This is a genomic window from Klebsiella sp. CN_Kp088 (assembly GCF_040064335.1).
Taxonomy (GTDB): domain Bacteria; phylum Pseudomonadota; class Gammaproteobacteria; order Enterobacterales; family Enterobacteriaceae; genus Klebsiella; species Klebsiella aerogenes.
The window spans coordinates 107,199-127,937 of record NZ_JBEAIQ010000017.1 but is presented as its reverse complement, the minus strand read 5'-3'; the positions used below and the strand labels follow the sequence as shown (position 1 = coordinate 127,937).

General features: G+C 56.3%; 19 protein-coding genes. 12 read left to right on the top strand and 7 right to left on the bottom strand.

The window, feature by feature from the left end; genetic code table 11:
• Positions 1 to 262 precede the first annotated feature (262 nt).
• On the top strand, positions 263 to 1,360 hold the full coding sequence (gene mltA / locus ABLV08_RS09205) for a murein transglycosylase A (protein WP_015369941.1): 1,098 nt from the start codon (positions 263 to 265) through the stop codon (positions 1,358 to 1,360).
• 79 nt (positions 1,361 to 1,439) lie between these two features.
• Positions 1,440 to 2,249 (top strand): tRNA cyclic N6-threonylcarbamoyladenosine(37) synthase TcdA, encoded by an 810-nt coding sequence (gene tcdA / locus ABLV08_RS09200; protein ID WP_142974513.1) that lies wholly within the window; start codon positions 1,440 to 1,442, stop codon positions 2,247 to 2,249.
• Positions 2,250 to 2,326: 77 nt separating this feature from the next.
• Here the strand turns inward: tcdA and csdE are convergent, their stop codons facing one another.
• The gene (gene csdE, locus ABLV08_RS09195) at positions 2,327 to 2,758 is read right to left on the bottom strand and encodes a cysteine desulfurase sulfur acceptor subunit CsdE (protein WP_020078046.1); all 432 of its coding nucleotides are present in this window, start codon (positions 2,756 to 2,758) and stop codon (positions 2,327 to 2,329) included.
• Positions 2,758 to 3,963, bottom strand: coding sequence for a cysteine desulfurase CsdA (gene csdA / locus ABLV08_RS09190; protein WP_348855769.1), 1,206 nt, complete (start codon positions 3,961 to 3,963; stop codon positions 2,758 to 2,760). Before csdA ends, csdE begins: the two co-directional genes overlap by 1 nt.
• A gap of 432 nt (positions 3,964 to 4,395) precedes the next feature.
• Between csdA and gcvA the strand changes: the two genes are divergently transcribed.
• Genes gcvA through rlmM form a run of 3 tightly spaced genes read left to right on the top strand, consistent with a single transcriptional unit; the run spans position 4,396 to position 6,845 of the window.
• Positions 4,396 to 5,313 (top strand): glycine cleavage system transcriptional regulator GcvA, encoded by a 918-nt coding sequence (gcvA, locus tag ABLV08_RS09185; RefSeq protein ID WP_015369945.1) that lies wholly within the window; start codon positions 4,396 to 4,398, stop codon positions 5,311 to 5,313.
• A gap of 43 nt (positions 5,314 to 5,356) precedes the next feature.
• The gene (locus ABLV08_RS09180) at positions 5,357 to 5,752 is read left to right on the top strand and encodes a DUF423 domain-containing protein (protein ID WP_015369946.1); all 396 of its coding nucleotides are present in this window, start codon (positions 5,357 to 5,359) and stop codon (positions 5,750 to 5,752) included.
• A complete protein-coding gene (rlmM, locus tag ABLV08_RS09175) occupies positions 5,745 to 6,845 on the top strand; it encodes a 23S rRNA (cytidine(2498)-2'-O)-methyltransferase RlmM (RefSeq protein ID WP_015369947.1) in 1,101 nt (366 codons plus the stop codon). The genes ABLV08_RS09180 and rlmM overlap by 8 nt, the downstream gene beginning before the upstream one ends.
• A 43-nt stretch (positions 6,846 to 6,888) precedes the next feature.
• Here rlmM and xni read toward each other — a convergent pair whose 3' ends face one another.
• From xni to queF, 5 genes are all read right to left on the bottom strand, one after another.
• On the bottom strand, positions 6,889 to 7,647 hold the full coding sequence (xni, locus tag ABLV08_RS09170; RefSeq protein ID WP_015703315.1) for a flap endonuclease Xni: 759 nt from the start codon (positions 7,645 to 7,647) through the stop codon (positions 6,889 to 6,891).
• A gap of 152 nt (positions 7,648 to 7,799) precedes the next feature.
• Positions 7,800 to 9,167 carry an L-serine ammonia-lyase gene (locus tag ABLV08_RS09165; RefSeq protein ID WP_238760924.1) on the bottom strand — a complete coding sequence of 456 codons (1,368 nt, stop codon included), beginning with the start codon at positions 9,165 to 9,167 and terminating at the stop codon, positions 7,800 to 7,802.
• A gap of 66 nt (positions 9,168 to 9,233) precedes the next feature.
• Positions 9,234 to 10,523 (bottom strand): HAAAP family serine/threonine permease, encoded by a 1,290-nt coding sequence (locus tag ABLV08_RS09160; protein WP_015369950.1) that lies wholly within the window; start codon positions 10,521 to 10,523, stop codon positions 9,234 to 9,236.
• A gap of 494 nt (positions 10,524 to 11,017) precedes the next feature.
• Positions 11,018 to 12,385 (bottom strand): nucleotide 5'-monophosphate nucleosidase PpnN, encoded by a 1,368-nt coding sequence (gene ppnN / locus ABLV08_RS09155; RefSeq protein WP_015369952.1) that lies wholly within the window; start codon positions 12,383 to 12,385, stop codon positions 11,018 to 11,020.
• Between the two features lie 112 nt (positions 12,386 to 12,497).
• Complete coding sequence (gene queF / locus ABLV08_RS09150) at positions 12,498 to 13,343, bottom strand: NADPH-dependent 7-cyano-7-deazaguanine reductase QueF (protein WP_348855768.1); 846 nt, start codon at positions 13,341 to 13,343, stop codon at positions 12,498 to 12,500.
• Between the two features lie 68 nt (positions 13,344 to 13,411).
• Between queF and syd the strand changes: the two genes are divergently transcribed.
• From syd to gudD, 7 genes are all read left to right on the top strand, one after another.
• Positions 13,412 to 13,957, top strand: a complete 546-nt coding sequence (syd, locus tag ABLV08_RS09145) for a SecY-interacting protein (RefSeq protein ID WP_032712431.1) — start codon at positions 13,412 to 13,414, stop codon at positions 13,955 to 13,957.
• A gap of 630 nt (positions 13,958 to 14,587) precedes the next feature.
• Positions 14,588 to 14,917: a YqcC family protein gene (locus ABLV08_RS09140; RefSeq protein WP_045388938.1), complete on the top strand. Its 330-nt coding sequence runs from the start codon at positions 14,588 to 14,590 to the stop codon at positions 14,915 to 14,917.
• Complete coding sequence (gene truC, locus ABLV08_RS09135) at positions 14,917 to 15,711, top strand: tRNA pseudouridine(65) synthase TruC (protein ID WP_020078053.1); 795 nt, start codon at positions 14,917 to 14,919, stop codon at positions 15,709 to 15,711. The genes ABLV08_RS09140 and truC overlap by 1 nt, the downstream gene beginning before the upstream one ends.
• 5 nt (positions 15,712 to 15,716) lie before the next feature.
• Positions 15,717 to 16,160, top strand: coding sequence for a flavodoxin (locus ABLV08_RS09130; RefSeq protein ID WP_020078054.1), 444 nt, complete (start codon positions 15,717 to 15,719; stop codon positions 16,158 to 16,160).
• 472 nt (positions 16,161 to 16,632) lie between these two features.
• Complete coding sequence (locus ABLV08_RS09125) at positions 16,633 to 17,985, top strand: MFS transporter (protein ID WP_015369959.1); 1,353 nt, start codon at positions 16,633 to 16,635, stop codon at positions 17,983 to 17,985.
• 2 nt (positions 17,986 to 17,987) lie between these two features.
• Complete coding sequence (locus ABLV08_RS09120) at positions 17,988 to 19,328, top strand: enolase C-terminal domain-like protein (protein WP_020078055.1); 1,341 nt, start codon at positions 17,988 to 17,990, stop codon at positions 19,326 to 19,328.
• Between the two features lie 17 nt (positions 19,329 to 19,345).
• Complete coding sequence (gene gudD, locus ABLV08_RS09115; RefSeq protein WP_020078056.1) at positions 19,346 to 20,686, top strand: glucarate dehydratase; 1,341 nt, start codon at positions 19,346 to 19,348, stop codon at positions 20,684 to 20,686.
• Positions 20,687 to 20,739: the final 53 nt, after the last annotated feature.

Here is a 20,739-nt window from a genome sequence, read left to right as displayed (position 1 = left end):
CGACCTTCGGGTTATGAGCCCGACGAGCTACCAGGCTGCTCCACCCCGCGTCCGTGGAAGCGCACTATACTCCGCTAGCGTTCTGATGCAACCTTTTTTCGTAGAAATCGTCAATTTTGTAAAAAACGGCGGCTAAAAATACAGTAATGGGCGAATTTTTACACAATTTGGGCTGCGGGGCGCTTTCGTGCATTTCATTAGCCGCATGGGTTTGTTATCTTCATCACGCACTAAGGCTTAGCAGCAATAAAGAAGAGATACCATGAAAGGACGTTGGGCAAAATATGTAGCGACGGGGGCAATGCTGGCGATGCTCGCCGCCTGTACCTCGAAACCGACCGATCGCGGTCAGCAATATAGTGATGGTAAGTTTACCCAGCCGTTTTCATTGGTAAACCAACCTGATGCGGTAGGCGCGCCGATTAACGCCGGCGACTTCTCCCAGCAGGTTGGTCAGATTCGTAGCGCCTCTCCGCGTCTCTATAATAGCCAGAGCAGCGTCTATAACGCGATTCAGGAGTGGCTGCGTTCCGGCGGCGATACCCGCACGTTACGCCAGTTTGGTATTGATGCCTGGCAGATGCAGGGGGCTGATAACTACGGCAACGTGCAGTTTACCGGCTACTACACCCCGGTCGTACAGGCCCGCCACACTCGCCAGGGCGAGTTCCAGTATCCTATTTACCGTATGCCGCCGAAAAACGGCAAACTGCCTTCCCGCGCCAGCATCTATGCCGGAGCGCTCAGCGATAACTACGTGCTGGCCTACAGCAACTCGCTGATGGATAACTTCATCATGGACGTGCAGGGCAGCGGCTATATCGATTTCGGCGACGGTTCGCCGCTTAACTTCTTCAGCTACGCCGGGAAAAACGGCTGGCCTTACCGTAGTATCGGTAAAGTGCTTATCGACCGCGGTGAAGTGAAGCGGGAAGATATGTCGATGCAGGCGATCCGTGAATGGGGCGAAAAACATAGCGAAGCGGAAGTCCGCGAGCTGCTGGAACAGAACCCATCTTTTGTCTTCTTTAAACCGCAGTCCTACGCGCCGGTGAAAGGGGCGAGCGCGGTACCGTTGATTGGCCGCGCGTCGGTCGCCTCTGACCGTTCGATTATTCCGCCGGGAACCACCTTGCTGGCCGAGGTGCCTCTGCTGGATAATAACGGTAAGTTTAATGGTCAATACGAGCTACGCCTGATGGTGGCGCTGGATGTCGGCGGGGCGATTAAAGGCCAGCATTTCGATATCTACCAGGGCATCGGCCCGGATGCCGGTCATCGCGCCGGTTGGTATAACCACTATGGCCGCGTGTGGGTACTGAAAAACGCGCCAGGCGCCGGTAGCGTCTTTAGCGGTTAACGTTCAAACGTCCGTACGTTTCTAACCCGGATCCGCGCAACGCGCCGAATCCGGGGTCTCTACTTTATTCCGAGGTTTTATGTCTGTAGTAATCAGCGATGCCTGGCGCCAGCGGTTTGGCGGCACGGCGCGTTTATATGGCGAAAAGGCGCTGCAGTGTTTTGCCGAGGCGCATGTTTGCGTGGTCGGGATCGGCGGCGTCGGCTCATGGGCGGCGGAAGCGCTGGCGCGTACCGGGATTGGCGCGATTACGCTGATTGATATGGATGATGTTTGCGTCACCAATACCAATCGCCAAATCCACGCCCTTAGCGGCAACGTTGGGCTGGCGAAAGCGGAAGTGATGGCCGAGCGTATACGTCTGATTAACCCGGAGTGCCGGGTCACGGTTATTGATGATTTCATCACGCCCGAGAACGTAGCGGAATACCTGGGAGCGGGCTTTAGCTATGTTATCGATGCGATCGATAGCGTCAGGCCAAAAGCGGCGCTGATCGCCTGGTGCCGTCGTTATAAAGTCCCGTTGGTGACGACCGGCGGAGCCGGCGGTCAAATCGATCCGACGCAGATCCAGGTGGCCGATTTGGCGAAAACTATTCAGGATCCGCTGGCGGCGAAACTGCGCGAACGGTTGAAAAGCCAGTTTGGCGTAGTGAAGAATAGTAAAGGAAAGCTGGGCATCGATTGCGTCTTCTCGACCGAAGCGTTGGTCTACCCGCAGGCTGACGGCAGCGTATGTGCAATGAAAAGCACGGCGGAAGGGCCGAAGCGGATGGATTGCGCCTCCGGCTTTGGCGCGGCGACCATGGTGACGGCGACCTTTGGTTTTGTCGCCGTATCCCATGCGTTGAAGAAGATGTTGGCGAAAGCGCAGCGTCAGGGGGAATAGCCTGAGGGACGTTTTCCGGACGGCGCAGAACCGTAGCCCGGCTCAGCGTAGCGCAAGCCGGGGAGACGGCGTTTGAATTAGTTCTCGCGGGCGGCGGCGAGCACCGCGTCGCTTAGCGCCTGCAGCCCCTGGCTGCGCGAAGCGCTAAGCTGCCCGCGCAAACCCAGCTCATCGAATAACGCCAACGGATCATTAGCTAAAATCTCAGCGGCGCTTTTTCCTTCGCAGGCGGCTAACAGCACCGCCAGCAGGCCGCGCACGATACGCCCTTCGCTATCGCCAAAGAAGTGCATCTTGCCCTCAGCATCAACCTGATACCCCAGCCAGACACGGTTTTCGCAGCCGGCGATCTCTTTCGCCTGAGCCCGCTGGTCATCCGTTAATGGCGGCAGTTTCTTACCTACTAAAATCAACTGGCGGTACTTATCTTCCCACTGAGTTAGCGGGGCGAAGATCTGGCGCAGCGTCGCTTCGCTGAGCGCGGCGCTTAAAGGTTGGGAGGTCATCATTAATCCACCAGTATTTCCAGCGCGCGGTCGATAGCGTGCACCAGCGCATAAACATCATCTTGCGTATTGTACGGCGCGAATGAGGCGCGCAGCGTACCGCTGACGCCTAATACCGCCAGCAGCGGTTGCGCGCAATGCTGCCCGGCGCGTAGCGCAATGCCGGACTCCGCCAGCAACGTAACCATATCGCTATGGTGTACGCCCTCGAAATCAAAGGCCAGCAGGCTCGAATCCTGACAGCGGAACGAACGAAAACCGGGCCGCTTTGCCAGCTCATCTTCCGCCAGCGTCGCCAGGCTACGGCTCCAGCTTTCCGCCTGTGAAAGATCGATTTCCTGCAGCCATTCCAGCGCGGCGCTGAGGCCGATAACGCCGGCGACGTTGGGCGTCCCGGCTTCAAGCCGCCAGGGGGCGGGCTGGGTTTTAAAGCCATCGAATGAGACTTCAGTAATCATTTTGCCGCCGCCGAGCCATGGAGACATCTCCGCCAGCAACTCGCTTTTGCCATACAGCGCGCCAATACCCGTTGGGCCATACAGCTTGTGGGCGGAGAAGGCATAAAAATCGATATCCAGCGCCTGCACGTCGGCCGGAAAGTGCACCGCGCCCTGCGCGCCATCAACTATCACTATCATTCCCGCCTGATGGGCGAAATCAATAGCAAGTCGCAGATCGGGGCAGCCGCCGGTGACGTTAGACATCTGGCCAATCGCCAGCACCCGGCTGCGCGGAGAGATAAGCGAAGGAAGTTGCGCGACATCCGGCAGACGATCGGCGCCCAGCGGCAGCTTGACCACCCGCGCGCCGGTTTGTTCGGCAACCATCAGCCACGGCACCAGGTTGGCGTGGTGTTCGGCTTCGCTGACGATTATCTCATCGCCAGGATGCAGGCGCGGGCGCACGTAACTCTGCGCGACCATATTGATGGCTTCTGTGGTGCCGCGGGTCCAGACGATTTCTTTGCCGGAAGGGGCGTTAAGCCAGCTGGCGACGCGTTCGCGCGCCGCCTCGTAGCGCTCGGTAAGACGCTGGGCGGCGGCAAACTGGCTGCGGTGGACGTTGCCGGCGCTCAGGCGATAAAACTGGTCGCTGGCATCGATCACGGCCAGCGGTTTTAGCGCCGTCGCCGCGCTATCCAGGTAGACGCCGGCATCCGCCAGGGCTGGAAACTGGGCGCGGAAGTGGGCGGGATTGAATGCGTTCATGGAATTCCTCATATCGATATCACGATCGTCGCGCAAATTCCCCATTAGGGCAAGGCTGGTGATAGCGAGGAGGCGGGGAGAACGGTGATTTTTCAGCAAAAAAAAGCACCGCGCATTGCGGTGCTACATTAAATCACTATGGACAGACAGGGTAAATGTACAGGAAGTGAAAAGGTAGCCTTGCTACCATGGTCTGCAAACCCAGACCAATTGCAAACACAACAACACAACATCACAACCGTAAGCCAAAAGCTTGTTGGAACACGCATTCCAAAAAAAGCTTTTCGTTCCGGCTCAGGAAGTGCCGCCACTATAGGTATTTGCTGGTAGAACCTCAACGGACAATTTATAATGGCTCAGATAAAAAAAACTAATAGGTTAACTGTTGTTTCCTATTTGTTAAAACTCGTTAACATCTCAGTCAGAATAACCATGTCGAAGCGATTACCACCTCTGAATGCATTACGTGTTTTTGATGCAGCCGCACGTCATCTGAGCTTCACTCGCGCAGCCGATGAGCTTTTTGTGACGCAGGCCGCAGTAAGTCACCAAATCAAGTCACTAGAGGACTTTCTGGGCCTGAAGCTGTTTCGTCGACGCAATCGCTCGCTGCTGTTAACGGAAGAGGGGCAAAGCTATTTTCAGGATATTAAAGAGATTTTTTCGCAGCTCACCGAAGCGACGCGTAAACTGCAGGCGCGCAGCGCGAAAGGGGCGCTAACTGTTAGTTTATTGCCCAGTTTCGCCATTCAGTGGCTGGTGCCGCGACTCTCAAGCTTTAACTCAGCTTATCCGGGGATCGACGTGCGGATCCAGGCGGTGGACCGTCAGGAAGACAAACTGGCCGACGATGTCGACGTGGCGATTTTCTATGGCCGCGGCAACTGGCCGGGGCTGCGTGTTGAAAAACTGTACGCCGAATATTTACTACCGGTTTGTTCGCCGTTGTTGTTAACCGGTGACAAAGCGTTGAAAACACCTGCCGATCTGGCGCAACATACGCTGTTACATGATGCCTCTCGCCGCGACTGGCAAACTTATACCCGGCAACTGGGTCTAAATCATATCAATGTGCAACAGGGACCGATATTCAGCCACAGCGCGATGGTGCTGCAGGCGGCAATCCATGGACAAGGCGTCGCACTGGCCAATAACGTTATGGCCCAGTCCGAAATTGAAGCAGGCCGTTTGGTCTGCCCGTTTAATGATGTTCTGGTCAGTAAGAACGCGTTTTACCTTGTTTGTCATGACAGTCAGGCTGAACTGGGTAAAATAGCCGCTTTCCGCCAGTGGATTTTAGCGAAGGCGGCGAGCGAACAAGAAAAATTCCGCTTTCGTTACGAACAATAACGGCCTGATGACCAGGCGTTAACTGACTTTGTAGGGTATCAACATGACCAGCCGTTTTATGCTGATTTTTGCCGCCATCAGCGGCTTTATTTTTGTGGCTCTGGGCGCCTTTGGCGCACACGTATTAAGTAAATCGCTGGGTGCGGCCGAAATGGCCTGGATCCACACTGGCCTTGAGTATCAGGCGTTTCATACGCTGGCGATTTTAGGCCTGTCTGTCGCCATGCAGCGGCGGATAAGTATCTGGTTTTACTGGAGCAGCGTGTTTTTGGCGCTGGGAACCGTGTTGTTCAGCGGCAGCTTATATTGCCTGGCGCTGTCGCATTTACGCCTGTGGGCGTTCGTTACCCCGGTAGGCGGCGTCTGCTTCCTTGCCGGTTGGGTATTAATGTTAATTGGTGCAATTCGTCTGAAACGTAAGGGCGTTGTTCATGAATAAGGTTGTCCTCTATTGTCGCCCCGGGTTTGAGAAAGAGTGCGCAGCAGAAATTACCGATAAGGCAGCCCGCCTTGAGGTATTTGGTTTTGCCCGGGTCAAAGACGACTCCGGATATGTGATTTTTGAGTGCTATCAGCAGGGCGATGGCGAGAAGCTGGTGCGCGATCTACCGTTTAGCTCGCTGATTTTCGCGCGTCAGATGTTCGTTGTTGGCGAACTGCTGCGCGACCTGCCGCCGGAAGACCGCATCACGCCAATCGTCGGCATGCTGCAGGGCGTGGTGGAAAAGGGCGGTGATCTGCGCGTTGAGGTCGCGGATACCAACGAAAGCAAAGAGCTGATGAAGTTCTGCCGCAAGTTCACGGTGCCGCTGCGCGCGGCGCTGCGTGAAGCCGGCGTGCTGACCAACTATGAAACGCCGAAGCGTCCGGTGGTGCACGTGTTCTTTATCGCCCCCGGCTGCTGTTACACCGGCTACTCCTTTAGCAATAACAACTCGCCGTTTTATATGGGGATCCCGCGCCTGAAGTTCCCTTCCGATGCGCCGAGCCGTTCGACGCTGAAGCTGGAAGAGGCATTTCACGTCTTCATTCCGGCGGATGAGTGGGACGAGCGTCTGGCGAATGGCATGTACGCGGTGGATCTCGGCGCCTGCCCGGGCGGCTGGACCTATCAGCTGGTGAAGCGCAACATGTGGGTCTCTTCGGTCGATAACGGCCCGATGGCGCAGAGCCTGATGGATACCGGACAGGTGACCTGGCTGCGTGAAGATGGCTTCCGCTATCGTCCGAACCGCAATAACATCTCGTGGATGGTGTGCGACATGGTTGAGAAACCGGCGAAGGTGGCGGCGTTAATGGCCCAGTGGCTGGTGAATGGCTGGTGCCGCGAGACCATTTTTAACCTCAAGCTGCCGATGAAAAAGCGCTATGAAGAGGTGTCGCAAAACCTGGCCTATATCCAGGCGCAGCTTGATGAGCACGGTATTAACGCGCAGATTCAGGCCCGTCAGCTGTATCACGACCGTGAAGAAGTGACCGTGCACGTGCGTCGCCTGTGGGCGGCGGTCGGCGGCCGCCGCGACGAGCGCTAATCAGCGCTCAGCAGCCCCGGCCACGCATCAGCGCGGCCGGGGATCACGCGGATGGCAAACGCAGCTGCTGCAGGTTGCCATCGAGCTGTAAATCCGTTTGCAGGCGGGCGATTTCCCGGCAGGTAAACGCCATCTCTTTATGCTCTTCAAGCTTCTTACGCCACTTCTCCGGTACTTCGGCAAGCCGCGCGTAGATGCCTTCTAAATCCTGATAATCCGTTAATAGCTGCGCCGCGCTTTTCGGCCCAATCCCGGCAACGCCCGGTACTTTCGAGCTGCTAATTCCCGCCAGGCCCCAGTAGTCCGGCAGTTGCTCCGGCGTCACGCCGAATTCATTGGCGATAAACGGCGCATCCAGCCAGCGTTTCTGGAAATAGTCGCGGATGCGAATGGTCGGCGACAGCAGCTGACAGTAGCCTTTATCGGTCGAGACAATAGTCGCCTGATGCCCGGCCTGGGCAACTTTAACGGCGAGCGTGGCCGCCAGGTCGTCCGCTTCGCTGCCGGGCAGCGCCCAGCAGCGGATACCGCGCTGTTCGAAAGCCGCCCGCAGCGCCGGCATTTCCGCTTCCAGCGTTTCCGGCATCGGCGCGCGCCCGGCTTTATAGTCCGGCAGCCGCTGGTGGCGCCAGCCGTGGGCGCGGTCTTCATCGTCGAACACCGCCACGGCATGCGTCGGCTGGCTGTGGACGATAAGCTGTTCGAGGGCGTGCAGGCAGGTATCCGCGCAGGGGGAACCCTGCACCGCATGAATACGGCGGATCAGGTTGAGCGCGTCGACAATTAACAGATGAACAGCCACAAGATACCTCCCTTTGTTCTCAGGCTGTAAGGGTAACATCGGTGGCAAGATGAGGCTATTGGTAGCGCGAAGTTCGGGAAGCAGGCTCGCAGAATGAGCCAGGGCTGGAGGAGAGTTGGCCCGACATGCCGAAGCGTGCCGGGCCAGAGGCGTTAATCGCAGGCGACGATTTTCATCGCCAGGCCGCCGCGAGAGGTTTCGCGGTACTTGGCGTTCATATCTTTGCCCGTTTCATACATGGTCTCGATAACCTTATCGAGGCACACGCGCGGTTCGCTGGTACGGCGCAGGGCCATGCGCGCGGCGTTAACCGCTTTGACCGCCGCGATGGCGTTACGCTCGATGCACGGTACCTGCACCTGGCCGGCAACCGGGTCGCAGGTCAGGCCGAGGTTATGTTCCATACCGATTTCCGCGGCGATGCACACCTGAGCCGGGCTAGCGCCCAGCAGCTCCGCCAGCCCGGCCGCGGCCATCGAGCAGGCCACGCCGACTTCGCCCTGGCAACCGACTTCGGCGCCGGAGATAGAAGCGTTCATCTTATACAGCGAACCAATGGCGCTGGCGACCAGCATATAGCGGGCCAGAGAGTTAGCGTTCACCTTGCGGATAAACTTGTCGTAGTAGGCCAGTACCGCCGGAACGATACCGCACGCGCCGTTAGTTGGCGCGGTCACCACGCGGCCACCGGCGGCGTTCTCTTCGTTTACCGCCAGCGCGAACATGTTGATCCAGTCCACTACCGCCATCGGGTCGCTGTTGGTATTGTCCTGGCTTACCAGCATGCGGCGCAGCGCGGCGGCGCGGCGCGGAACGCGCAGTTTGCCTGGCAGCACGCCTTCAGTGGTAATGCCGCGCTCGATACCGGTGCTCATCACTTCCCACACCGCGGCGAAGTGCTGTTCCAGCTCTTCTTTGCTGTGCAGCGCCAGCTCGTTTTGCATCATCAGACCGGAGAGCGACAGGCCTGTTTCATTGCAGTGTTTCTGCAGGTCGGCGGCGTTTTTGTACGGATAAGGCACAGCAACCGGCGCCTCGGTGGTCAGGCCGAAGTGCTCTTCATCGACGATAAAGCCGCCGCCGATGGAGTAGTAGGTCTGGCTGTAGAGCACCTTGTCGCCGCCCAGCGCGGTAATGCGCATGCCGTTCTCATGCAGAGAAAGGTTGTCGGCATGGAAATTCATGCACTGGTCGACAGGGAACTCGACTTCGTGCTGACCGTTCGCCAGCAGCAGGCGGCCGTGGGTGTTAACGTCCTGGATAAAGCCCGGGATGGCGTCGATGTCGACGGTATCCGGCAGATTGCCGGCCAGTCCCATGATAATGGCGATATCGGTATGGTGGCCTTTACCGGTCAGAGACAGGGAGCCGTAAACGTCGACGACGACTTTGCTGACGTCGGCCAGCAGGCCGCGCGCAATCAGGTCGTCAGTAAATTGTTTGCCCGCTTTCATCGGTCCAACGGTATGGGAGCTGGATGGGCCAATGCCGATTTTGAAAATATCGAATACGCTGATCATGATGTATTCCAGTACTGTCGGAAAGCGCGCCGCCGTTAAGCGGCGCGAGGGGAGGTCTTAAGAGAATTAGCTGAACAGAGAGTAGAAAATCGCGGAGATGGCAATCAGGCCCATAATCACAACGAAGACGTTGCTGATGTGGCCGCTGTATTTGCGCATGGCCGGAACTTTCTGGATAGCGTACATCGGCATCAGGAACAGAATCATCGCGATAATCGGACCGCCCAGGGTCTCAATCATGCCGAGGATGCTCGGGTTCAGCGTGGCCACAATCCAGGTGGTGACCAGCATAAACAGCGCGGTCAGCTTGTTCAGTTTGTTGATTTCGATGGTTTTGCCTTTGCCGCGCAGAGACTTAATCACCATGCCGTTGAAACCTTCACGAGCGCCCAGATAGTGGCCGAGGAAGGATTTGGTGATAGCGATCATCGCGATGATCGGCGCCATCCAGGCGATAACCGGTGCGTTAAAGTGGTTCGCCAGGTAAGACAGAATCGAGATGTTCTGCTCTTTCGCCGCCGCCAGGTCCGCCGGAGACAGGCTCAGTACGCAGCTGAAGACGAAGAACATAACGGTCAGCACCATCATGATGTGAGCGCGCGCCAGGATGCTGGAGCATTTTTTCTCTGCGCCTTCGCCGTACTCTTCACGCTTCGCTACCGCGAAGGAGGAGATGATCGGCGAGTGGTTAAAGGAGAAGACCATTACCGGGATCGCCAGCCACAGGGTCATCAGCAGACCGTTACCGGTTGTTGACGCGCTGCTCAGCGACAGGGTTTCCAGCGCCGCGCCGTTCCATTGCGGGATCAGGTACAGCGCCAGAACCATCAGCGCGATAACGAACGGGAATACCAGGACACTCATTGCCTTAACGATCATCTGCTCGCCGAAACGCACGATGGTCATCATGCCGACAATCAGAATCAGGGACAGAATGGCGCGCGGCGGCGGCGTCATGTGCAGCTGGTGCGCCATGAAGCTTTCGACGGTGTTGGTGATCGCCACGCTATAAACCAGCAGGATCGGGTAGATTGCGAAGAAGTAGAGCAGCGTAATCAGTTTACCTGCGCCTACGCCAAAGTGTTCTTCAACGACTTCGGTAATGTCTTCGCCCGGATTTTTACCCGACAGCACGAAGCGGGTCATACCGCGGTGTGCGAAGAAGGTCATCGGGAAGGCCAGAATCGCCATGATAATTAGTGGGATCATACCGCCGACGCCGGCGTTGATTGGCAGGAACAAAACGCCCGCGCCGATCGCCGTGCCGTACAGGCCCAGCATCCACATGGTATCCGTTTTGCGCCATCCGCTGCGGGATTCACCCGAAACGATAGTGCTGGTTTGTGTGGTTTCCATCTGTATCTCCTGGAGGAATCAACAAAATCTAGTAAATAAAAACGATTAAATAATATGAAATTCGTTGCTTTACGGTTTTTTAGAAATTTTCTCCGTAACAATTGGGCGGCAAGATACATTTATATGGAAAATACATCAGTGATCGGGATCCCAAATGCAATAATCCACTTTAAATCTGAACGTTTTTAGCCCAACAGTCTGTTTATGGTGATCAGCCAGATAAATGTGGCGCGAAGGCTATCATTTGCAGCACATGAGATAAAAGCTCTGTTACCAAATAACGAGGTTTTTGCTGCAAAAAAGTGATGTAAACGACGTTTTTTCGCCAGAATGTTATTTTTATGGTGAATTTTATTGCTCTTTTTGGAAACGCAAACGTTTGGCTATGTGGAAACTCTACGAATCATTAATTAGAAAAATTAATTAACTGGAAATTGAGGACGGGGGGGGGCCGGGCAGGGTATCGACCGCCGCCCGGGAGAGGTATCACGTTATCAGGAGCAGATTTCGTAGCACGGAATGTAGGCGCTGCCGCCCGGAAGCTTCATGCGGTGCTGGGCAACGAAGCCCTGCAGCAGATCGTCCATGCGGCGCATCATTTCCGGATCGCCATGCAGCTTGTAAGGGCCATATTTCTCGATAGCCTGAATACCGACTTCTTTCACGTTGCCGGCGACAATACCGGAGAAGGCGCGACGCAGGTCGGCGGCCAGCACTTCCACCGGTTGGTCCGGATAAAGTTTGAGATTGGCCATATTGTCGTGCGTCGGATCGAATGGCATCTGCAGGTCTGGCGAAATACGAATCGACCAGTTGAAGCTGTAGGCGTCGTCGGTTTCGCGGCGGCTCTCTTTGACCAATGGCATCGCTTTTTTCATCTGGCGCGCCACTTCCGCGGCATCGTCAATAATAATGCGATAGTGGCGGCGAGCCGATTCGCCGAGGGTATGAACGATGAACTCGTCCAGCACGCGGAAGTAGTCGGCGCTCTCTTTCGGCCCGGTGAGGATAAGCGGCAGCACCTGCGCCTTGTTATCCGGATGCATCAGGATGCCCAGCAGATAAAGCAGCTCTTCCGCAGTACCCACGCCGCCGGGGAAGATGATAATACCGTGGGCGATGCGCACGAACGCTTCGAGACGCTTTTCGATGTCCGGCATGATGATCAGTTCGTTGACCAGCGGGTTTGGCGGCTCAGCGGCGATAATGGAGGGTTCGGTCATACCGATAAAACGGCTGTCTTTATAGCGCTGCTGGGCGTGGCCGACGGCGGCGCCTTTCATTGGCGCTTCCATGGCGCCTGGCCCGCAGCCGGTGCAGATGTTCAGTTCGCGCAGGCCAAGCTGGGTACCGACGCGGCGCGCGTACAGGTATTCATTTTCATTAATAGAGTGGCCGCCCCAGCAGACAATCATATTCGGCGCTTCGCCGACGTGCAGCGCGCGGGCGTTGCGCAGAATCGAGAACACCAGGTTGGTGATATGAATTGAGCTTTCGAGATCGAGATTCGGGAAGCGGACGGTGTTGTGGATCTGCCCGTAGACGAACAGGATATCGCGCAGCACGGCAAACAGGTTGGCCTGCAGGGAACGGATAATACGGCCATCGACGAAAGCGTCTTCCGGCGGGTTGATCAGTTCCAGCTTCACGCCGCGTTCGCGGCGCAGCACGTTAATATCGAAGTTTTCAAAACGAGACAGTAGCTCCTTGCTGTTATCGGTCAGGCTCCCCGAGTTGAGCACAGCAAGCGAGCAGTTGCGAAAGAGTTGATACAGGTCACTACTGGCGGTGCGTTTAAGCATATCCACTTCCAGCTGTGACAGCATATCCATTGAACCAAGCGGGCTAACGTGTGTAATCAAGTGAACTCCTTACAGGACGATTATCGTCTTCCTGTGATTACAATAGCCCTGGCCGTAGTCTTTCCACAACCTTGCGTACGCGTTAACGCACGCAAAGTGTGAAAAATTTCGCTTATTGCCGCGCCAGACGGCCGGTTGCCGGCACGAATTCACCGTTGCTGCGCCACGGATTGATATCCAGGCCGCCGCGGCGGGTGTAGCGAGCGTACACGGAAAGCGATTCCGGACGGCAGAAACGCAGCACATCATTAAAGATGCGTTCGACGCACTGTTCGTGGAATTCATTGTGGTGGCGGAACGACACCAGATAGCGCAGCAGTTTTTCGCGATCGATTTTCGGCCCGCGATACTGAATCTGTACCGAGCCCCAGTCCGGCTGGTGGGTGATCAGACAATTCGATTTCAACAGATGGCTGACCAGCGTCTCTTCGACGACTTTACCGCTGGCCGCGTCCTGCAGGTAGTCGGCGCTGAACTGATAGTTATCAATCTCGATATCCTGATCGTCGATGCAGGTGCCATGCAGATGAGCGACCGGTTGCCCTTCAAGCTCATCGAGTCGGTACAGCGAAACCTTGACCCCGCCCTGGGCGCAGGCGCTGAGATCGCGGGTCAGCGTGGCCTGAACTTCCTGCCAGTCGGCGAAGCGGGTCTGGTTGAAGCTGTTCAGGTACAGTTTGAAGCTTTTCGATTCCACCAGATTGATGGTGGTATCGCTCAGTTCCACGTAGCCGACGGCGACCTGCGGCAGGCCTTTGGCGTTCAGCCACGACAGTTCGTACAGCGTCCAGATATCGGCGCCGTGGAACGGCAGATTATCGGCATGCAGGCCGAGCGGATCGCGGTTCAGGCTGCGGGGCACGCCCTGCAGCAACGAAGCGTCATAGGTATCGCGGTAATCCGTTGATTTACCGAGCGTCAGGCCGGCCAGCGCCTGATGATTATCGTAAGAAGACATGTTTCACCATAGTAAAGCGGGTACACTATATGCCAAGTGTATCCTGTCTAACGTGAAGAGAGAAACCGGTGGATCATCAGACCATAGAAGCGCTGCAATCATTTACCCAACGTTACTGCGATGCGTGGCAGCAGCGTTATGCCAGCCTGCCGCGTAGCGAAGACCTTTATGGCATCCCATCTCCCTGTATTAGCGCCAGTGAAGACGATGCCGTTTTCTGGCAGCCGCAGCCGTTTACGTTAGAACACCATCTCGATGGGGTTGAACGGGCGCTGGAGATTGTGGTACAACAGCCAATTCATAGTTATTATACCACTCAGTTCGCTGGCGATATGCACGCCCGTTTCGCCGCACAGAACCTCACTTTGTTGCAGGCCTGGAGCCCGGATGATTTCCAGCGAGTACAGGAAAACCTCATTGGTCACCTGGTGGTACAAAAACGTCTGAAGCTATCGCCGACGCTGTTTATCGCCACGCTGGATAGCGAACTGGAGGTTATTTCGGTCTGTAACCTGAGCGGCGAAGTGATTAAAGAGACGCTCGGTACCCGAAAAAGAGAGACCCTTTCTCACTCGCTTGCGAGTTTCCTGAATCAGCTTGAGCCCCTTCTGTAATCCATTTCCCCAAGTTGTTTGTGAGAGATCTCTTACAAGACCTGTAAGAGATCGTCATCATTTTCAGCAATTTTTTACGTAGTGATTACATATAACTCATTGTTATTTAATGATTTGATGATTGTGTGCGCTTTTAGTTTGGCCACTAATCTTAAGAGATTGTCGTAGTAAGTCTTGTAAGAAGAGGCGGAATCAGTGATCCTATGTACGTCGACAGGAAGTCGCGGATGAAGAGAACATCAGGATGATGGCTCTTCTACAGGACCCGTCAGGATGGCGTTGCAAGGACAGGCTTCAGGATGAAGCAAGGATAACGCAGGAAAGCGTAAAGGACACCTCCAGGATGGAGAACGAGAGCCGCTCAGGATGAACGGTGGATCAGGAAGATCTGGACACACTTAGGGATAAGTTATTTCACATCGGGGTGGTGTGAAAGCAGGATGCGCTAGTTTATGGATGAACTTGGTCAGGAGACCTCAGGAAAAGTTTTCAAGGACGAGCAGGGAGCACCAATGTAGCTGGAATGCTGCAAAACGAACCGGGAGCACTGTTTATACAGTGCTCCCTTTTTTTATTTCTCTCGCGGATTTGCTATCCTGCGCCCGGTTTACAATTCATCGAGGTTTCCCCATGACCCTTCACGCTAGCGTGCGCGATCGCCTGCACGCCATTGAAGCGCTGCTGCGCGAAACAAACCACTGGCAGGAACAGGCCCCGGATAGCCGCGCTTTCGCCAGCGAGCAGCCGTTTTGCCTGGACACGCTCGAGCCGCTGGAATGGCTACAGTGGGTGCTGATCCCACGTATGCATCAACTGATTGCCAGCGGTATGCCGCTGCCGCAGAACTTTGCCGTCGCGCCCTATTACGAGATGGCGCTGGATAAAGCCCATCCGGCGCGCGAAGCTATCGTGGCCGAGTTGCTGCTGCTGGATGCATTATTCGCGGACGAAAACGCCTGATGCTGGAGATTATTTATCAGGACCAGTGGCTGGTGGCGGTGAACAAACCATCCGGTTGGCTGGTGCATCGCAGTTGGCTGGATCGCGATGAGAAAGTGGTGGTGATGCAGACCGTGCGCGATCAAATTGGCCAGCACGTTTTCACCGCTCATCGCCTGGACCGGCCGACTTCCGGCGTGCTGCTGATGGGATTATCGAGCGAAGCCGGCAGGCTGCTGGCGCAGCAGTTTGAACAACACCAGATGCAAAAACGCTATCATGCGATCGTTCGCGGCTGGCTGACTGAAGAGGATGTACTGGATTACCCGCTGGTGGAAGAGCTGGACAAAATCGCCGATAAGTTCGCTCGTGAAGATAAAGGCCCGCAGCCGGCGGTGACCCACTATCGCGGGCTGGCGACGGTAGAAATGCCGGTCGCCACCGGCCGTTACCCGACCACCCGCTACGGGCTGGTGGAGCTGGAGCCGAAAACCGGGCGTAAGCATCAGCTGCGTCGCCATTTGGCCCATCTGCGCCATCCGATCCTCGGTGACAGTAAACATGGCGATCTACGGCAAAACCGCAGCGCCGCTGAACATTTCGGCTGTAATCGCCTGATGCTGCATGCCAGTCAGCTGTCATTAACGCATCCGTTTACCGGCGAGCCGCTGACGATTCGCGCGGGTCTGGATGATGTCTGGATGCGCGCGCTGTCGCAGTTTGGCTGGCGCGGGCTTCTCCCGTTAAATGAAAGGGTTGAGTTTGCCGACGACAGCGGTCAGGATGAGAGTATCGCGGATAATCCAGGGAGATAATCACTATGGCAGAAGTCGGAATTTTTGTCGGCACGATGTACGGAAACTCGCTGTTGGTCGCCGAAGAGGCGGAAGCCATTCTGAGCGGGCTGGGGCATAAAGCGACGGTCTTTGAGGACCCGGAAGTAAAAGACTGGGAATCCTATACCGGCAAATACGTGCTGGTCGTGACCTCGACCACCGGGCAGGGCGATCTGCCGGACAGCATCGTTCCGCTATATGAAGGCATTAAAGATATGTATCAACCGCATCTGCGCTACGGCATTATCGCGCTTGGCGATAGTACCTACGCCAACTTCTGCGGCGGCGGTAAAACCTTTGATGCATTGCTACAGGAGCAGGGCGCGCGTCGTATTGGCGAGATGCTCACCATTGACGCCAGCGAAAACCCGGAACCGGAAAGCGTTTCCAACCCTTGGGTAGAAGCGTGGGCTAAACTGCTCGACTAATCCTATTAAGAACGCCCTCTCCCTACGTAGAGGGCGCGCTTAAGCTGCCAGTGGCCGGATAAACGGTCAGGGTTATCTTAACGTTATCCATCGCGCCCGGCTTCGGGCATCTGCCTGATAACCACTTTATCGATATGGCTTTTTTCTTTGCGTTTCCCCGGCGTCAAGAGAGCCGATTCACACTCTGAAGGTAATGTCGTCCATCGACCCATCAGCGGGCGGCGGTTTTCCATTTCCGTGAACTACTCCCCACAACCTTAGGCATACGCCATAAACTAACGCAGTATCACCCGCTAAAGCTGTGTATATGCACGGTGAGCCCGCCGACGCCTCTTTTTATACTTTTCCTGCCAGTGACAAAAGCAGTACGCCAGATATAACGAAAAAAACACTAACACGTCATTCTGATTACCCTACAGGTTGTGCTGTTCAGAATGAACGTAGCTAAACGCTATGATTCAGGAGTACAACGATGAGTTCATTAAGTCAGGCTGCGAGCGCCGCTGAAAAGCGCACCAATGCTCGCTATTGGATAGTGGTGATGCTGTTTATCGTCACATCCTTTAACTATGGCGACCGCGCGACGCTGTCGATCGCCGGTTCTGAAATGGCCAAGGATATCGGCCTCGATCCTGTTGGCATGGGTTACGTTTTCTCCGCGTTTTCATGGGCCTATGTGATCGGACAGATCCCAGGCGGCTGGCTGCTTGACCGCTTTGGTTCTAAACGCGTCTATTTCTGGTCCATCTTTATCTGGTCCGTGTTTACCCTGCTGCAGGGCTTCGTGGATATCTTTAGCGGCTTTGGCATTATCATCGCGCTGTTTACCCTGCGCTTCCTCGTCGGCCTTGCCGAATCGCCCTCGTTCCCGGGTAATAGCCGCATTGTGGCCGCCTGGTTCCCGGCGCAGGAGAGAGGGACGGCGGTATCGATTTTTAACTCCGCGCAGTATTTTGCCACCGTTATTTTCGCGCCGATTATGGGTTGGTTGACCCATGAAGTGGGTTGGTCGCACGTATTCTTCTTTATGGGCGGATTGGGTATTGTCATCAGCTTCGTGTGGCTGAAAGTGATCCACGATCCCAATAACCACCCAGGCGTTAACCAGAAAGAGCTGGACTACATCGCCGAAGGCGGCGCGTTGATCAACATGGATCAGAAGAGCAGTGCGCAGAAGGTGCCCTTTAGCGTAAAAATGGGCCAAATCAAGCAGTTGATCGGCTCGCGAATGATGGTCGGGATCTATATCGGCCAGTACTGCATCAACGCGTTAACCTACTTCTTTATCACCTGGTTCCCGGTTTATCTGGTGCAGGCGCGCGGCATGTCGATCCTCAAAGCGGGCTTTGTCGCCTCGATTCCGGCGGTGTGTGGCTTTGTCGGCGGCGTGTTGGGCGGGATTATTTCCGACTGGTTGATGCGCCGTACCGGCTCGCTGAATATCGCGCGTAAAACGCCGATCGTACTGGGCATGCTGTTGTCCATGACCATGCTGATGTGTAACTACGTCAACGCGGAATGGATGATCATCGGCTTTATGGCGATGGCCTTCTTCGGCAAAGGCATTGGCGCGCTGGGCTGGGCGGTAATGGCTGACACCGCGCCGAAAGAGATCAGCGGCCTGTCCGGCGGTCTGTTCAACATGTTCGGTAATATTTCCGGCATCGTCACCCCTATCGCTATCGGCTATATCGTCGGCACCACCGGCTCTTTCAACGGCGCGCTGATTTACGTCGGTATCCACGCTCTGGTGGCGGTATTCAGCTACCTGGTGCTGGTTGGCGATATCAAACGTATCGAACTTAAACCGATTGCGGGGCGTTAATCATGAATACCCAATCCAGCCCAATCGTTACCGAAATGAAGGTGATTCCGGTCGCCGGGCACGACAGCATGCTGATGAACATCGGCGGCGCGCATAATGCCTGGTTTACCCGCAATATTGTGGTGTTAACCGACAACGCCGGCCATACCGGCGTCGGCGAAGCGCCCGGCGGCGAAGTCATCTACCAGACGTTGGTCGATGCCATACCCCAGGTGGTTGGGCAGGAAGTCGCTCGCCTCAACCGCGTGGTGCAGCAGGTACATAAAGGCAATCAGGCGGCGGATTTCGACACCTTCGGCAAAGGGGCATGGACCTTCGAATTGAAAGTCAATGCGGTAGCGGCGCTGGAAGCCGCGCTGCTCGACCTGCTTGGCAAGGTGTTGAATGTCCCGGTGTGCGAACTATTGGGGCCGGGCAAACAGCGTGATGCGGTGACCGTGCTGGGCTACCTGTTCTATATCGGCGACCGCGAAAAAACCGATTTGGACTATCTTGCGCGGACGCCGGGCGACCACGAATGGTACCGTCTTCGTCACCAGCAGGCGCTGAATAGCGACGCGGTAGTGCGACTGGCGGAGGCGGCGCAGGATCGCTACGGTTTTAAAGACTTTAAGCTAAAAGGCGGCGTATTACCTGGCGAGCAGGAAATCGACACCGCCCGCGCGCTGAAAAAACGCTTCCCTGACGCGCGCATTACCGTTGACCCGAACGGCGCCTGGCTGCTGGATGAAGCGATTACGCTGTGCAAAGGGCTGCAGGATGTCCTGACCTATGCCGAAGATCCGTGCGGCGCTGAACAGGGCTTTTCCGGTCGGGAAGTGATGGCCGAGTTCCGCCGCGCCACCGGGTTGCCGGTGGCGACCAACATGATAGCCACCAACTGGCGCGAGATGGGTCATGCGGTCATGCTCAACGCCGTCGATATTCCGCTGGCGGACCCGCACTTCTGGACGCTCTCCGGCGCGGTGCGGGTAGCGCAGTTGTGCGATGACTGGGGGCTGACCTGGGGCTGTCATTCGAACAACCACTTTGATATTTCGCTGGCGATGTTTACCCACGTCGGCGCCGCGGCGCCGGGCAATCCGACCGCTATCGATACCCACTGGATTTGGCAGGAGGGCGATGCGCGCCTGACGCAAAATCCGCTGCAGATTATCAACGGCAAAATCGCCGTGCCAGACGCGCCGGGACTCGGCGTGGAGCTGGACTGGGAACAGGTGCATAAAGCTCATGAGGCCTATAAGGTGCTGCCAGGCGGCGCGCGTAACGATGCGGGTCCGATGCAGTATCTGATTCCCGGTTGGACATTCGACCGTAAACGCCCCGTTTTCGGCCGTCATTAATTAAAAAGGATTACGCTATGACTACATCATCTTCAACGCCAATTGTGACCGCTATGCAGGTTATCCCGGTCGCCGGGCATGACAGCATGCTGATGAACCTGAGCGGCGCGCACGCGCCGTACTTCACCCGTAATATCGTTATCATCAAAGATAACTCCGGGCACACGGGCGTTGGCGAAATCCCCGGCGGCGAAAAGATCCGCCAGACCCTGGAAGACGCCGCGCCGTTGGTGGTGGGTAAAACGCTGGGCGAGTACAAAAATGTGCTGAGCGCCGTGCGTAACCAGTTTGCCGATCGCGATGCCGGCGGCCGCGGCCTGCAAACCTTCGATCTGCGCACGACCATTCACGTGGTGACCGGGATTGAAGCGGCGCTGCTGGATCTGCTGGGCCAGCATCTGGGCGTGAACGTTGCTTCTCTGCTTGGCGACGGTCAGCAGCGGAGCGAAGTCGAAATGCTGGGCTACCTGTTCTTTGTCGGTAACCGCCACGCGACGCCGCTGGCTTATCAAAGCCAGCCGGATGAACAGTGCGACTGGTATCGTATTCGTCATGAAGAGGCGATGACGCCGGAGGCTGTGGTTCGTCTGGCGGAAGCCGCTTACGAAAAATATGGCTTCAATGACTTTAAACTGAAGGGCGGGGTGTTGGCCGGTTTTGAAGAAGCCGAAGCGATTAGCGCGCTGGCGAAGCGTTTCCCTGATGCGCGCGTGACCCTCGACCCGAACGGCGCCTGGTTGCTGGATGAAGCCATCCAGATAGGTAAACAGCTGAAAGGCGTGCTGGCCTATGCGGAAGATCCTTGCGGCGCTGAACAAGGTTTCTCCGGCCGCGAAGTGATGGCTGAATTCCGTCGGGCGACCGGGCTGCCGACCGCGACCAACATGATCGCCACCGACTGGCGGCAGATGGGCCATACGCTGTCGCTACAATCGGTGGATATTCCGCTGGCGGACCCGCACTTCTGGACCATGCAAGGGTCGGTACGCGTGGCGCAGATGTGTCATGAATTCGGCCTGACCTGGGGTTCGCACTCTAATAATCACTTCGACGTGTCGCTGGCGATGTTTACCCATGTTGCCGCGGCGGCGCCGGGTAAAATTACCGCTATCGATACCCACTGGATCTGGCAGGAGGGCAACCAGCGTCTGACCAAACAGCCGTTTGAAATCAAAGGCGGTATGGTGCAGGTGCCGGCGACGCCGGGTCTGGGCGTTGAGCTGGATATGGACCGCGTGATGCAGGCTAATGAGCTATATAAGAAACATGGCCTGGGCGCGCGTGATGACGCCATGGCGATGCAATATTTAATCCCGAACTGGACCTTTGATAACAAACGTCCTTGCATGGTTCGCTAAGATAACGCCGACCCTGTAAGGGTCGGCAACTGCCGGTCGCCGGGGTTATTCAT